Annotated in this window: 16 protein-coding genes, 1 tRNA gene and 1 pseudogene; 5 read left to right on the top strand and 13 right to left on the bottom strand. The window is 52.8% G+C overall.

Annotation, left to right across the window (positions count from 1 at the left end; translation table 11 throughout):
• Window positions 1-460: 460 nt before the first annotated feature.
• The 9 genes from yacG to V1T76_RS00600 form a co-directional block, all read right to left on the bottom strand.
• Window positions 461-664: a DNA gyrase inhibitor YacG gene (yacG, locus tag V1T76_RS00560; protein WP_006939344.1), complete on the bottom strand. Its 204-nt coding sequence runs from the start codon at window positions 662-664 to the stop codon at window positions 461-463.
• An 87-nt stretch (window positions 665-751) separates the two neighbouring features.
• Entirely contained in the window at window positions 752-1378 is a 627-nt protein-coding gene (locus V1T76_RS00565) for a Maf-like protein (protein WP_006939342.1), read from the bottom strand.
• A 43-nt stretch (window positions 1379-1421) separates the two neighbouring features.
• Complete coding sequence (gene infA, locus V1T76_RS00570) at window positions 1422-1640, bottom strand: translation initiation factor IF-1 (RefSeq protein WP_006939340.1); 219 nt, start codon at window positions 1638-1640, stop codon at window positions 1422-1424.
• A 117-nt stretch (window positions 1641-1757) separates the two neighbouring features.
• Entirely contained in the window at window positions 1758-2372 is a 615-nt protein-coding gene (locus V1T76_RS00575) for a GNAT family N-acetyltransferase (protein WP_330558683.1), read from the bottom strand.
• A gap of 15 nt (window positions 2373-2387) precedes the next feature.
• Window positions 2388-2840: an arsenate-mycothiol transferase ArsC gene (locus tag V1T76_RS00580; protein ID WP_330558684.1), complete on the bottom strand. Its 453-nt coding sequence runs from the start codon at window positions 2838-2840 to the stop codon at window positions 2388-2390.
• A 5-nt stretch (window positions 2841-2845) separates the two neighbouring features.
• Window positions 2846-3349: a UPF0262 family protein gene (locus V1T76_RS00585; RefSeq protein WP_330558685.1), complete on the bottom strand. Its 504-nt coding sequence runs from the start codon at window positions 3347-3349 to the stop codon at window positions 2846-2848.
• A gap of 30 nt (window positions 3350-3379) precedes the next feature.
• Window positions 3380-4687: a histidinol dehydrogenase gene (gene hisD / locus V1T76_RS00590; protein WP_330558686.1), complete on the bottom strand. Its 1308-nt coding sequence runs from the start codon at window positions 4685-4687 to the stop codon at window positions 3380-3382.
• Between the two features lie 42 nt (window positions 4688-4729).
• On the bottom strand, window positions 4730-5167 hold the full coding sequence (locus V1T76_RS00595; RefSeq protein WP_006939324.1) for a DUF2948 family protein: 438 nt from the start codon (window positions 5165-5167) through the stop codon (window positions 4730-4732).
• Between the two features lie 148 nt (window positions 5168-5315).
• A complete protein-coding gene (locus V1T76_RS00600) occupies window positions 5316-5528 on the bottom strand; it encodes a hypothetical protein (protein ID WP_330558687.1) in 213 nt (70 codons plus the stop codon).
• A 151-nt stretch (window positions 5529-5679) separates the two neighbouring features.
• Here V1T76_RS00600 and V1T76_RS00605 point away from each other — a divergent pair, with 151 nt between their 5' ends.
• On the top strand, window positions 5680-6168 hold the full coding sequence (locus V1T76_RS00605) for a DUF3124 domain-containing protein (RefSeq protein ID WP_330558688.1): 489 nt from the start codon (window positions 5680-5682) through the stop codon (window positions 6166-6168).
• Between the two features lie 78 nt (window positions 6169-6246).
• On the opposite strand, the gene murA is transcribed toward V1T76_RS00605, so the two are convergent.
• The 3 genes from murA to V1T76_RS00620 all read right to left on the bottom strand — a co-directional run bounded on the left by murA (window position 6247) and on the right by V1T76_RS00620 (window position 8552).
• Window positions 6247-7536 carry a UDP-N-acetylglucosamine 1-carboxyvinyltransferase gene (murA, locus tag V1T76_RS00610; protein WP_330558689.1) on the bottom strand — a complete coding sequence of 430 codons (1290 nt, stop codon included), beginning with the start codon at window positions 7534-7536 and terminating at the stop codon, window positions 6247-6249.
• Window positions 7537-7979: 443 nt separating this feature from the next.
• On the bottom strand, window positions 7980-8162 hold the full coding sequence (locus tag V1T76_RS00615) for a hypothetical protein (RefSeq protein WP_330558690.1): 183 nt from the start codon (window positions 8160-8162) through the stop codon (window positions 7980-7982).
• Window positions 8163-8246: 84 nt separating this feature from the next.
• Window positions 8247-8552, bottom strand: a complete 306-nt coding sequence (locus tag V1T76_RS00620; RefSeq protein ID WP_442970062.1) for an integrase core domain-containing protein — start codon at window positions 8550-8552, stop codon at window positions 8247-8249.
• An 858-nt stretch (window positions 8553-9410) separates the two neighbouring features.
• Here V1T76_RS00620 and V1T76_RS00625 point away from each other — a divergent pair.
• From V1T76_RS00625 to V1T76_RS00640, 4 genes are all read left to right on the top strand, one after another.
• Window positions 9411-9485 (top strand) — tRNA-Thr (locus tag V1T76_RS00625).
• Window positions 9486-9578: 93 nt separating this feature from the next.
• A complete protein-coding gene (locus tag V1T76_RS00630; RefSeq protein WP_330558692.1) occupies window positions 9579-10550 on the top strand; it encodes an FkbM family methyltransferase in 972 nt (323 codons plus the stop codon).
• A complete protein-coding gene (locus tag V1T76_RS00635) occupies window positions 10543-12537 on the top strand; it encodes a capsular polysaccharide export protein, LipB/KpsS family (protein ID WP_330558693.1) in 1995 nt (664 codons plus the stop codon). Before V1T76_RS00630 ends, V1T76_RS00635 begins: the two co-directional genes overlap by 8 nt.
• Before the next feature lies 1 nt (window position 12538).
• A complete protein-coding gene (locus V1T76_RS00640; RefSeq protein WP_330558694.1) occupies window positions 12539-13951 on the top strand; it encodes a glycosyltransferase in 1413 nt (470 codons plus the stop codon).
• A 96-nt stretch (window positions 13952-14047) separates the two neighbouring features.
• Here the strand turns inward: V1T76_RS00640 and V1T76_RS00645 are convergent.
• A pseudogene (locus V1T76_RS00645) lies at window positions 14048-14451 on the bottom strand (integrase core domain-containing protein); the annotation flags it as partial.
• Between the last annotated feature and the right edge of the window lie 272 nt (window positions 14452-14723).

The raw sequence follows: 14723 nt of genomic DNA on the forward strand, positions 1-14723 counted from the left end.
TTATGCCGTATCAGGAACGAGACGCCTGACGCCGGCTTCCCGGTGTTCTTAAAGACCCACACACGCCCGCAACACAGGGTATGACCCCGCCCGGAAACAACCGGAATTGAGGACGTCAGGATCGCCGGTATAAAAAGATCTTGGTGCAGTTTTATGACAGCTGCAAGTGCCAGACGGGGCGAAACTGAAAAAAATTTTGCCGGATAAATATTTTTGCAGCACTGCCTAAAAATCGCACATTCCGGCCATCTCTTTCCCGTCACGCCCAGGCATCAGCCGTCTCGCAGGGCAAATGGTCAGACCTCGTCAAACCGACAGCGGCGTGCCGATCCCTGGTCTTTGCGTAAAGGCGTCTGGAAGTGAGGTTCGGGTGTGCCTGGACCTGCCTGCAACGCAGGCATGGCCCGGCATGCATTTCGCCGCTTAACAGTCTTGCAGGCCCACATGGCCTGCAAGGTCTTCAGGAGCGGTCTTCGTCTGGAAAATTGCTCTCATCGATATCGTCGGTTTCCACCACCGGAATGGTGTAGCCTTCGGAGAACCAGCGGTTCAGATCGATCTTGGCGCAGCGATCGGAGCAGAAGGGATAATTGTCCGGCGTCGACAATTTCGAGCAGATCGGACAGGGACGCATGCGCCGTTCGGGTTTCTGGCTTTCGGCCATTTCAGTCTCCGGATTTCGGCCTGTAGCCAACTGCTGAGAAGCAGCCGGCAATGAGGCGTCGGCTTGCCGAACGCGGTGCCGGCAGCGTCAGGCTGCCGCGGTCGCCCAGCCCTGATGGACAGGGTAACCGGCCGAGCTCAGCAAGTTCGCGGTTTCCACCAGGGGCAGCCCCACGACCGCCGGGTAGGAACCGACCAGCTTGACGACAAAACTTCCGGCAAGGCCCTGAATGGCGTATCCACCAGCCTTGCCCCGCCACTCGCCCGAGGAAATATAGTCGTCCATGTCCTTGCGCGTCAGACGCTTGAATCGCACGCGCGTTTCGACAAGCTTGGAGCGGACCTTGCCGTTTGCCTCCGCAACGGCCACCCCGGTGAACACCCGGTGGCCACGGCCGGACAACAGAGACAGGCACATCAGCGCCTGATCGGTCAATTCCGCCTTGGGCAGGGCTCGCCGGCCGACCGCAACCACGGTGTCGGCAGCCAGCACCACACTGTCCTGCATGGCTTCGGACGCATCGGCCATCTGGCGAACGGCCTCGGCCTTCGCCCGCGCCAGGCGCAGCGCAAGGCTGCGAGGCGTCTCATGCTTTTTCGGCGTTTCGTCGATATCGGCCGGCAAAAGGTGATCCGGCTCCAGTCCGATCTGCTGCAGCAGCGCAAGGCGGCGCGGCGAGGCGGAGGCCAGGATCAACTGAGGGGCATTGGTCATTTAAGAGCGAGCCTTGCAGCCGGGGTCACCTTGAAAGATCCGCTTACTTGAAGCGGTAGGTGATCCGCCCCTTGGTGAGATCATACGGGGTCATTTCGACAAGAACCTTGTCGCCCGCCAGAACGCGGATACGGTTCTTGCGCATACGCCCTGCCGTGTGGGCAATAATTTCGTGATCATTTTCCAGTTTTACGCGGAACGTCGCATTCGGCAACAGTTCTGTTACGACGCCCGGAAACTCCAGAGCTTCTTCTTTGGCCATTTGATATCCTGAATAAAGCGGGCCCTGCCCGCGGGTGCCGGGGAAACTAACGGATTAGGGAACGAAAGTGAACCTTTCTTTCCACCGCCATGCAAAGAAACTGCCAATTTTCCAAGCTCATCGCGCGGAAGCCGTCTCCTGCAGCCGGCCGCGGCCGCCAAACCCGTCTCCATGAACCTGGTTTCGCCATTCGTCTTCCAGAATGGCGTAGTAAAACTCTTCGTCCCAGCCGCCCTTGAAGCGCGCATGTTCGCGGAAATGGGCCTCGCGGCGCATGCCCAGGCGTTCCATCACTTTCCAGGAACCCATGTTGCGGGCATCGCAGCACGCAAAAATGCGGTGAAGGTTCAGGTCGTCAAAGCCAATCTTCAAAAGCGCTGCGGCAGCCTCTGTTGCAAAGCCCCTGCCCTTGTAATCCGGGTTGAGGGAAAAGCCGATGGTGCCCTGCAACGCCTCCACACTGGTGACCCTCAGTGAGGCATCGCCAATCAGCCCGGGTGCTTCCCTTCGTTCGATTGCGAATGCCAGCGTGCCCTCGCCGTCGAGGCGGCACATTTCCACCCACTCGGTCAGCTTCGTGCGGATTTCTTCCAGGCTGCGCGGTTCCCAGAAATGATACCGCGCGGTCTCCGGTAATGACTGATAGGCGTGTAGGGCTTGCGCATCGCCAGCCGCAAAAGGCCGCAACATCAGGCGCTCGGTTTTCACCGGCGCCGTGATTTCAAACTTCATTCCTGTCCTCCGGCATCAGCCGCTCGGTGGCGGCGTCCAGTCGAGCCGCTTCTTGATACGCATCATCAACTGGTCGCGCACGGCGCGGTATTCGTCAAGGATCTGCTCGCGGCTGCCGGTGGCGAGCGTCGGGTCGAGGGTCGGCCAGTATTCGACGTCGACTGCTTCCGTCCGGGTCATGTCGAGCGCCTTGTGGTGAGCTTCAGGCGCCAGCGTCACGACAAGGTCGAAGCCGGACTCGTCCAGATCTTCGAACGTCTTGGGAACGTGCTTGCCCATGTCCACACCGATTTCGGCCATGACCGCATCCACAAAGGGGTCAACCTTGCCGGATCGCACGCCGGCAGAGCGCACGTAGACCTGCCCCGGGAAAAGTTTGGCTGTCAGCGCTTCGGCCATGGGCGAGCGTACGGAATTCATTCCGCAGGCAAACAGGACCGCACTCGGACGCATGCCCGGCCCGGACATATCCGTCAGCCCTTCCAGTGCAGGGCGTAGACAAGGGTAAACAGGCGGCGCGCCGTCTGCATGTCGACCTGGATCTTCCCTTCCAGCCGTTCCATCAAAATGGCTGAGCCTTCGTTGTGGACACCGCGTCGGCCCATGTCGATCGCCTCGATCTGGCTCGGCGTTGCATGACGGATCGCCTCGTAATAGCTGTCGCAGATCAGGTCGTAATCCTTGACGATCTTGCGCAGCGGAGACAGCGACAGAACATGCGTGACGACTTCCTTGTCATCATCCGTCCTGATGCGGAAAACCAGCTTCTTTTCGATCACCGACAGGTTGAGCACGTAGTTGGTGGGTGGATACCCGACCGGCTGGAACGTGTTTTCCTCAATCAGGTCGTAAATCGCGACGGCGCGGTCGTGTTCCACTTCCGGTGTCGAGCGGGCGATGGAGGCTTCATCCAAAACCACGTCGACCAGCTTGCCGCCGGTTTTCTGCGGTTCGGGATCCGGGTGCGGTTCGCTCATCTGGTCGAAGCCTCTTGTTCAAGTCGGGAGCTATAAATTCAGCCTGATGGAAACAGAGCGCGCGTGCGCCGACAACCCCTCCGATTCACCAAGGGCAATTGCGGCCGGCCCGAGCACACGCAGGTTATCCGCATTGCATTTCAGGATCGAGGTGCGTTTGACGAATTCCAGCACGCTCAACCCGGATGAGAACCGGGCGGACCGCGCCGTCGGCAACACGTGATTGGACCCGCCGACATAATCGCCGATGGCCTCCGGCGTATAGTGCCCCAGGAACACGGCGCCAGCATTGCGCACCTTTTTCAGCAGGGCTTCCGGATCGGCGACGGCCAGCTCCAGGTGCTCCGGGGCGATCCGGTTGGCGAGCGGCATTGCCGCCTCCAGATCATCGACCAGAATGATAGCGCCATAGTCCTGCCAGCTCGCGCGGGCGACCTCCTCGCGCGGCAGGGTTTTCAACTGGGCTTCGACGGCAGCTTCCACCTGGCTTGCAAGGTCTTCGCTGTCGGTGATCAGGATAGACTGGGCGGCGGTATCGTGCTCGGCCTGGGCCAGCAGGTCGGCTGCAAGCCAGTCGGCATTGTTGCCGCTGTCGGCCAGGATCAGCACTTCCGACGGTCCGGCGATCATGTCGATGCCGACCGTGCCGAAGACACGGCGCTTGGCAGCTGCCACAAAGGCGTTGCCCGGCCCAACAATCTTGGCGACCGGCGCAATGGTCTGCGTCCCATAGGCAAGGGCAGCAACGGCCTGTGCGCCGCCAATGCGATAGATTTCCGTGACACCGGCAATTCTGGCGGCGGCCAGCACCAGCGGGTTCAACACCCCGTCCGGGCTCGGCACCACCATGACGATACGTTCCACGCCCGCAACCTTTGCCGGCACCGCATTCATCAGAACGGAACTCGGGTAGCTGGCGGTGCCGCCAGGCACATAGATGCCGACGGCTTCGACAGCGGTCCAGAGCGACCCAAGTTCCACGCCGATGGGATCCGTGTAGCGGTCGTCCTTCGGCATCTGGCGAGCATGGTGGGCATGAATACGGTCGTGGGCGAGTTGCAAGGCGTCCAGCGTCTCCTGCGGAACCTTCGCAAGCGCGGCATCAATTTCAGCGGCGGAAACCGTCAGTTCGGCCATGCTCTCAGCCTGCAGCCGGTCAAACCTGGCCGTATAGTCGAGGACTGCCTTGTCACCTTCCGTGCGCACTCGCTCCAGAATATCGCGAACGATCTGGTCGACATCCTCCGACACTTCCCGTTTTCCGGAAAGCAGGGCCTTGAACTGGTCTTCAAAACGGGCGTCGTTGATGTTAAGGCGTAGAACCACGCAATTCTCCATCGTGTGCGGTGCCGGGCACCGTCTGTCATTCCGTGCGGGCGGTCAGCTGAGGTCGTGCTGCGGCAGGTTCGGCGTGGACCAGGCAGCTCCCAGGTCCGACAGTTGCGCCTCGATACAGTCCACCTCAAGCGCGAGGCTGCCTCCGCCTGCAAAGGCAAGCTGGATGGTGCCGGCGGGCTCTTCTCCCGGCTCGAAGGTGACGGCGAGCAGTTCCAGAACGGCGCCCTTGGCCTTCTGGTTGATGTTCTGCGCCTTCATGGCCTTTACCTGCGCAAAGGCCAGCGCCGTGCGGCGGCGCTCGTGTTCCTTCGATCGCTTGTCGGCTTCCTTGTCCCACACGAACCGGTTCATCACGAACACGGCCTTCTGCTCCTTCGGCAGGTAGCGGATATCCGCGACGGTAATCACGGCGTCCTGCAGATGGGCGGAAAGAACCTGAAGGTCTTCCTGGTCAAGGGCGGCAAGTTTCAGCTGATCCATTTGCTCTTGTTCTGATCCGGTCATGCGTTGTCTGGCAGGACGCATATAAGCGATTTTCTGCCCGGTCCCAAGGTTGTTGCCTAATGGGGAATGATGGTTTTGGCAATCTCCAATGCCGCGAAACGTGCCTTGCGGCAACAAGGCGCCTTCAGGGCCCTTCATCCACCCGCTGGCGCAAGTCCGCCTTGATCTCGTCCAGCGTTGCAATCCGCTTGAAGATCCGCCGGCCAAACCAGAGCCCGAAGACAAGCAAGAAAAATCCGAGCGACGGCCCATAGGGCGCCGGAACAAAGACCACGGCAAACAAGGCCGCAAAGGCGAAGGCAAGCTGGATCAGGAAACGGATTGTCTGTGCATTCATGCAGTCGCTCCAACATCGTCCTACTGGCCGTTCCGGCGCTGACCAATGACAACCAGCCCCCTTCCGTCTTGCAATCATGGCACGCATTCAGGAAAGTGGCGCCAGAAGATCAGGGCCATACCCTAACACCACTCAAACGCATGGGCACGTGATGCTGAAACGATTGACCTGCCTCGGTCTGCTGGCAGGCAGCCTGGTTCTTTTCCAGGTGCCTACACAGGTTCAGGCACAAGATTTCACCGAAAAGGTGCTCGGTGAGACCATCTACGTGCCAGCCTATTCGAGAGTGTTTTCTCATCCGAACAGGTCCGATCTGCTGGCGGCAACGCTTGCCGTCCACAATGTCGACCCGGAAACCACCATAACGCTTCAGCGCGTCGATTATCACAATGAAGACGGCACCTTGCTGCGCGAGCTGCTTTTGTCGCCTGTGAAGCTTGCGCCACTGCAGTCGAAAACCGTGCTGATCCCCATCAACGACACCTCCGGGGGCGTCGGAGCCAATTTCCTGCTCGTGTGGTCGTCTAAAAGCCCTGCCCTCAGCCCCATCGCCGAGGCCATCATGACCAGCGGCAGCGGTGGCCCGGGGCCTTCCTTCACCTCGCGCGGCCGGGTGATCGCGCGGCAAGCAGCGGATTAAATTTCGCGAAAAATGCACTACATGGGCTGCGCGCGGTTCACGCCGCCCATGCTTTCACACCGTAAATCGATGCTTTGATCAGGCCGAGATGCGCTCGATCTTCGCGCCGCAGCGGGTCAACTTGTCTTCCAGGCGTTCAAAACCGCGATCGAGGTGATAAACGCGGCTGACCGTCGTTTCACCTTCCGCTGCCAGACCGGCAATGACCAGCGAGACGGACGCCCGCAGATCCGTTGCCATGACCGGGGCACCACGCAGCGTCGCAACGCCGTCGATCGTTGCCGTGCGGCCATCCACGTGGATCTGAGCGCCGAGGCGGGCCAGTTCCTGCACGTGCATGAAACGGTTCTCGAAGATGGTTTCGGTGATCCGGCTGGTGCCGCCGGCCTTTGTCATCAGGGCCATGAACTGAGCCTGGAGGTCGGTCGGGAAGCCCGGGAACGGTTCGGTGGTGATATCCACCGGCTGAATTCCGTTGCCGTTACGGTAAACCTTGATGCCGTCAGCGGTCTGCGTGATGTCTGCACCGGTCTGGCGAAGCGTCTCGAGCGCCGTTTCCAGAAGGTCCGAACGAGCGCCTTGCAACAGAACGTCACCGCCGGTCATGGCAACAGCCATGGCGTAGGTCCCGGTTTCGATCCGGTCCGGAACAACCGCATGGTGCGCGCCATGAAGACGCGGCACACCCTGGATGCGGATGGTAGATGTCCCCTCGCCTTCGATCTTCGCACCCATGGCCTTAAGGCATTTGGCAAGGTCGACCACTTCCGGCTCACGCGCGGCATTGACGATTTCCGTCTCGCCGCTGGCCAACGTCGCCGCCATCATGATGGTGTGTGTTGCGCCGACAGAAACCTTCGGAAACTCGACGCGTGCGCCCTTCAGCCCACCGGGCGCCTTGACGATCACATAGCCGCCGTCGATCTCGATTTCAGCACCGAGCGCCGCCAGGCCGTCGATGAAGAAGTCCACCGGCCGCGTACCGATGGCGCAGCCGCCGGGCAGCGAGACGCGCGCCTCGTGACTGCGGGCAACCAGCGGGCCGATCACCCAGAAGCTGGCACGCATCTTCGAAACAAGCTCATAAGGAGCGGTGGTGTCGACGATTTCACGGGCCGTCAGGTTCAGCGTCTGCCCGGCAAGGTCGTCCTGACCGCTGCGCTTGCCGTTGACCGAATAATCAACCCCGTGGTTGGACAGGATCTGCATCAACTGGGCAACGTCACGCAGGCGCGGCACATTGGACAGCGTCAGGGTCTCGTCTGTCAGGAGCGATGCGATCATCAGCGGCAGTGCCGCATTCTTCGCGCCGGAAATCGGAATGACACCATTCAGTTCCGAACCGCCAATGACCTTGATACTGTCCATGTTTTTCCCCGAACAGGTCCGCGCGCTCCGCACGGCCATCTCTTTGCAAACGTCAACAAACTCACATCAAACGTGCGGTCTACACGTAACTTATGGCCCATGCAAGGCAGGCGACAGGCCGCGTTTGGGCAATTTTCAGATCAGGGTGCGGCTCACCGAATGAAGGCGGCATGGCATGGAAAATGCCGAAACCGCATTAAAAGGCATCGCGGAGCAGGCTCTATTCCCGATCAAACTCGTCGACGCCATGCAAGGACCCCATTTTCATGTCCTTCGGCTTTGGACGGACTTTTCCTCCGCCGGCGTTGCGAAAGCTTTCAAACGGGCCACATTGCCCGCACTTCCGCAGCTTGAGGAAGACAAACCCGTTTCAAACCACATTGTCTTTAAATGCAGGTCCCACAACGGAAAAGCCCCCCCCCTTCAGCCAGGCTTGGCGTGCGTCAGTCGGCATCCCGGCTCTTGGACGCAGACTTGCGTCGTCGCAGATTGGCCCTCAGGGCTTCCGCCAGCCGGTCTTCGCGGGACTTGGCCTCCACCTTATCCGCGGGCTTTTCACCGCGCTGTTTGCCGGTTTTTTCGCCTGTGTTTACCGCTGACTTTTTCTGCTGATCTTTGTCGCCCATGGCGTGCTCATCTGGTGATGTCTCGGTCCACCTGTCTAGCAAGCAGCCCGCAACTTGCCTAGGTGTGCTTTCCAATGAGATTGTTCAGTACTTTAAGGTCAGCCGAGTGATCGGTGTCTTGAAGTTAATGCCGCCGTGCGGGCGTTGGCAATTGTAGATGCCGAGCCATCGCGGCAGTGCAGCCTTTCGTTGTTCAGAGGTCTTGTACGGAACTCCGCAAGCCCACTCCTCGTGAAGGGTTTTGATGAAGCGCTCCGCCTTTCCGTTGGTTTGAGGCGGATTGGTCTGACTCAATGCGCGGAAGCGCAGGAAATCTTGCTCACTTTCAAACTTTCGCACGCTGAGGAAGACCAATCCGGTCAAATCCGAAGGACGTGGAAATGGCTTCATTTGTTGGGCCGCACCCTAAATGCGGCGCTATACAGGAGGAAGACCAGGCAAGCGCGAGGTGCTTTACCTCAAATTCCAGAAAGGCCGAAAACGCGGTTCAACGTATCGCTTCCGCATTCTCCAAACAGACCGATCCCTCCAAATCCGACCAACATGAAAACGACCTCACGCGCTTCGGGAGGGAGCTTGACGGAGCATAGGGCTCCTCCGTCCCCGGCGCTCCCACTCCCTCTCGAGCCTTCGCCGTATCTTATGGCACTTAGGTCTTCACCTTTATGTTCATGCTCAGGTTTCCATACGGACTTCATCAAGGGATCTCGCAGTTCCTCAATGGCAGACAGGTTGCTTTGTTGACTTAAAAACCAAGCAATCACGCCTCTCCGTTTCCAACAGGCGTTTGCCCTCTGCCCGGCATAGTCTGGCGTACATTTGTCTGCGGTCAGCCGACACGTATCGTGTCGAACGCGGCGTCTCACTTCACCCAACTTAACGCCAGGCCACAATTTCCAAAACGCTGCCTCTGCTTCCCTGCCCTCGCACCGGCTAGCTCCTCTCACATTGGCACCCTGCTCCACTCCTCAACATCACCGACCGGATTGCCTAATATCCACAGGCGAAAAACTCCTGAACCCAACAACTTGGCGGCATGATCCGGTCAATCCCCGACGCTTTCTCCGAAGGCCTCAAAAGACACCGGAAAAAAATCCCAAAACACCGCTTGCGTCCCAGAGGCTCTTATGGCAAAAGCCCCCTCATTCCGGTCGGCACCGCTGATCGGCACCAGCACTTGCGTCTTGCAACTCAAGCTTTTTCAAGCACCCAGCCAGACGCCGAGCCTGTCCCAAAGACAAGCCAGATGCTGCCGTAGCTCAGGGGTAGAGCACTCCCTTGGTAAGGGAGAGGTCGAGAGTTCAAATCTCTCCGGCAGCACCATCAAGACCTCAATGAAATCAATAACCTGTTGAAACAACAGGGCTTATCTATCCGCCTGTTCCATTGGACTGTTACAGTGGAGCTATGGAAAAGATGGCTGGCGATCCGAGCCCAAGCACCGAAGCTGGATGCAAATTATATGGACCTAAAGCCGTTCTTAGATTATTGAAAGACCGAAAAAATGGCGACGAGTGCCGACGACCCAACCAAGAAATAGAGAAACAAAAAAGAGGTAGCATGACAGAAAGTCGCGATGTTAACGACGTTCAACTATTAAAAATGGTTGAAAATCTATCTTCTAAAATTGACCAGGTCTGCAATCACTTGGAATTCCTCCAAGGATCTATTTTCGCTATCGAAAAATTCCATTCTCAAAAAGACAAAGTATTTTCATTTAATTTTGGAAATCAATCGATCAAAATGTACCTACCGGAAGGTAATTACGACTTTCTGCAACGGGAAATTATTAGAAGACGAAATTTTTATCAAATTAAGATTCTTAGTTACTTGATAAACATTGGCATCGATCTTAAAAATATTAACGTTATAGACGTAGGAGCCAATATCGGTAACCACTCAATATTTTTTAGCTTAATATGCGGAGCGAGTAAAGTCTTTGCCTTTGACCCAAACGATCATGTTCTTACTATTTTCAAAGAAAACATCACATTAAACAATCTTGAAAACATTTATCTACATAACATTGCACTCGGTTCCGGCGCTGGACGCGGGACGCTACATGAAAATAATTTTTTCAATATTGGTGGAAACGAAGTGCAGGAGAGCAACGATGGGGAAATCCAAATAGATAGCATAGATAACCTGTTTAAAAACGAAAAAGTAGGCTTCGTGAAAATTGACGTGGAAGGTATGCTAGATAAGGTAGTAAGTGGCGCAATAGAAACAATCAAGAGAGACAAGCCAATTTTACTATTAGAGGCATTTGGCAACGAAATTAACACGATAAAATTTCTATGTAATAACCACAATTACTATGTAAAAAAATCTTTTGGCTCCGACTTCTTGCTACTTCCTGTCGACGAGGCTAGCAGTCCAGATGAATAAGTTTAAACTATCTTCTTTTATCGAAAAGAAAAGTCCCAATTGGCTAAAAAAACAACCTTGGGCTGTAGATTTGTATCATTTCCTCTTTAGCCTGAGGGAAGTTGAGCCGAAACGCGCCCCTATCAGAAACACACATCCCAACATTACTCCGTTTACCCGACCCGGTGGCAGCGATGAAGTAGCTATCCTTGTAATTTCGCATAAAAATCTAAGAATAAAAACACAAAATGACAACCTAAAACCTATTTTACTCAAAATAGACAAACTTTCCGATGAATCAATACTATCAATACTAAAGACCAGACTGATCTCATCAGTACTTAAATGCGAAAAAGATTACAAATTAGGTATTCTCTCCACGATACTCCTCGACGATACATTACCTCATAAAGAGGTGATTGCTCAAGCCGTTGCGGAAATTGGTTTTAATAGCCGTAATATTTCAGAATACACTGTACAATATGAGCCAGAGGACATAGACAACTCTCTGGAAATGAAGCTTCGGAACGTAATATTCCATTGTGGCCTTCACTATAATAGAAAACCGACCTTCCTATTCGCCGACAACCTAGATGATAACAACATCATCTGGGACGTGGCCCGATACGCAGAAAACACAGGAAACCCAATCGTAATTGTCGACGAACGTGACGCACTAGAGAAGAACTATGACAAGTATTTGTCTTTTTCTAATGTGGGTGTCCTGCCCGGGAAAATATTTTCAGACGACGAAGTCAGCAATATACTTCAATCGGGTTTTGCCGGTTTCTTTTCTGAAGTTGATAAAAACGCTCTGTTGAATGACATCTTGTATTTAGGAACCAATAGACTTCTTCTTCCTAGTGCAAGTGTTGAGGCACTGCGTGACATATCGACACCAATTTTCCTCTCAAACCTTCTCAGATATCGAGATCAATCATTTGTACAGTACAAGCAATTTATGAATGTTGGAGTTAACAGCGTTTCATTAGCTAATAAACTCGACAACTTAGAAGTCATCAACGGTGTACAAAAATACATACTGGAAGCCACTAAATCTAAAGAGAGAACTTTCGGTGGAAATAGTTACTCACTTTCTGACGAAAGTGCTCGCAGCGAAGTTTTTTTAAGGTGGGGTACTTCCATGAGTCGCACCAGGAAAAAATTTGATACCAACTCTAAGAAGCTTGGCAGGCCATACGTTCAAATTGAAGATGGTTTTATTCGGTCAATTGAAATAGGCGCGAAGGGTAGTCCAGGACTGTCTTTTTTGTGTGATGATTTAGGCGCATACTACGATGCTCGGTCTGATAATAGATTCCAGCAAACACTCAATAGCGATTGGTCGCCATCAGCCGACCTCGCTCAAATAGCGTCAGATTTTATTATATCTTATAGAAGAGAACGTCTATCAAAATATAATCATGCTCCTGACCTTGAACTTGACCAGTATAAAGATGGACGTAAAAAGATCCTCTTGATAGATCAACGTTTTGGTGATGCTTCAATAAAATCAGGCCTAGCTGACGAGCACTCATTTAACAGGATGCTACAGACGGCAATATTGGAGCACACAGACCATGAGATTATTTTAAAGCGACATCCCGATGCCACAGTAGGCGGCATGAATAGCTATTTTTCAAATACTCGAATAGCTTCATTTAAGTCGCTCAACAGGGTACATCTGATAGACACTGAAGTTAACCCTCACTCGCTATTTGACGTAGTGGATAAAGTTTTTGTGGTAACTTCAGGCATGGGATTTGAGGCATTGATAGCAGAAAAGCCCGTCAGGTGTTTTGGAGCGCCATATTACAGCAATTGGGGCTTAACGCATGATGAAGTCACTATCAGCTCTCGAACTCGTTCGCGCTCCATAATTGATATTGTTTGCGCCTTGTGGATTGAAAGCTCACTATACGTGGACCCTAAATTCGGAAATTCAATTCCCGCGAAACAGTTTATAGATCGTTTCTCAAAAACTGTCGAGATGTATAGAAAAAGGTAAAATGAGCACACTAGTTTTATGTACCTGCAGCACTGAGCTAAACCTACTCCTAAAAAATAGTAGGATTTCTAACGACGGCGTCTTTGCCATCTATGGTCTCGAACGCGACAATGTGAATATTGGCCAAACGTCTATCCTGTTGAACGAAATGCACCAAATTGCAACGTTGCCGTTCGAGGTTAAGCGTATTATTTTTGTAGGCTCCCCCAGCGTCGATCAGTTTCGCGAAACGATATTTCAAACGCTTAATCACGCTGTTTCAAGCATATACGTTTTTTACCAAAATAGACTAACCCTCATTTCGGATCATTTCTCAAATCAGAGAAGAAAACGAAAAACTGTTTTTCTTATTTATCCTGGAAAACTATTTCCAATTAGAAATGGGTCTGCAATGAGGTGCTTTGATATAGCAGTATCTCTGTGCGCAAAAACTGATCTTACTATTCTTATTCCTTCTAGTGTAAACATACCTAAGAAATTTCGTACGCTATTGTACGCTATGGGGATCTCCTTTCAAAGTTACCAGACGAATCTGATAGCGAGAATACAAAATAAAGTACTTACTTTTCTCCTAAGATCAATTCGTCGCAAAAACGACTATTTACCAACTTTTATTCGCCTCTTAGCGTGCAAAATGTCTAACAAAGATATCCATTCAATAAATAAGATGAATCCTGATGTACTGATTTGTTCTTACATATGGACTTATGACAAGAGATTTCAGATCGAAAAGCTTTTTGTTGACACTCATGACGTTATGCAAGATCGCGCTGCAAGTATACTAACCAATAGCGCATTTGATAGATGGCTTCTCAATAAAGAAAAAGAGACAGAAAATGCGATTTTAGAAAGTGGGAAGAGCTTTGTTGCTATATCAAAGAAAGATTATAATAGATTTAGAGAATTATCTAGAACTAGCAAATTGAAGTATGCGCCACCTAGCTTCAAATGGATCTCACCAATTGCTAAAACTGAGAATTCAAACCTGAGAGTTGGTTTTTTTGGCGGCAGAATGCAAGCAAATGTCGAAGCGTTAAACGTGAGCCTTCAGCAACTTAAAGAAATCGGTTTTTTCCTGGCTGGCGGCACTTTTGTTGTAGCTGGTGATGTTGCAAGATTTATTGACTCAAGTGAACCTAACATAATTAAACTAGGTTATGTGAAAAGTCCGGAAATGTTTTACAAATTTGTTGACGTTGTGTTTGCTCCAATAACAGTAAAAGGTGGGTTAAATTTCAAGATTTTTGAAGCGCTTGCAGCCCAAAGGCCCGTGATTACAAATAATATCGGGGCAGAAGAATTTAAGTTTCATTCAACTTCGAAAAATCTTTATATCTCCGAAACTACTACCGAATTGAAGGATGCCATTGAGACAATATTCCGTATCCAATTGAAACCAAGTCAATCGCTTTAATAGAGCATTGATTTTGATAATTTTTTTTTACCTCAATAAATTACGAGGCGGAACAATGGTAATCATCCCATTTTTAATGGGTTTGAAAACTGGAATTCAGGCGGCTATTTTCAGTTTCATAGCGGGCGTAATACCGCCAATAGCCATGTTGGGCCGCTCGTTGTTGTATGGCGATAGCCAACGCGTTGTGTGGTCCTGCGCCTCCTCAATCGTTTCGAATATGTATTGTCCGAGCCATTCATGGCCCACGGTACGGTTGTAACGTTTGACATAGGCGTTCTGCTGCGGTTTGCTGGGCTGGATGTATTCCAGCCGATCCCACGTCTTGAAGCCCAGCACTGACGTTTTCCGGATCATTGTCTACTCGGATGTTCAACGGCTGGCCGCGCCATTCAATGATCCGCTCCAGCGTGCGCATGACGCGAAGGACTGAGATGGAAATAGCCACTTCAATGCCCAGGCCCCTCACAGATGAAGTCGTCCAGAACGTTCAAGGTCCTGAGGTGCTCCTGATGATGGATCGAACCAACTAGCACATGACAGGAAAGCTTCAGGCGCCGGACAACATCACGGTCCTGCGTTTGCCGCCCAAGCCCCGAAGCTCAATCCGGTCGAAACCATCTGGCAGTTCATGCGCGAAAGCTGAGTCTCAAACAGGATCTTCAATTCCTACTAACAGAACTGGGCGCTATTCCACCAAGCTTGGAACAGACTTCTCGATCAACCGCGGACCATCATGTCCATCGGGAACCGGAATTGGAAACATGTGTTC

Source organism: Roseibium sp. FZY0029 (assembly GCF_036350355.1).
In the GTDB taxonomy this organism is placed as follows: domain Bacteria; phylum Pseudomonadota; class Alphaproteobacteria; order Rhizobiales; family Stappiaceae; genus Roseibium.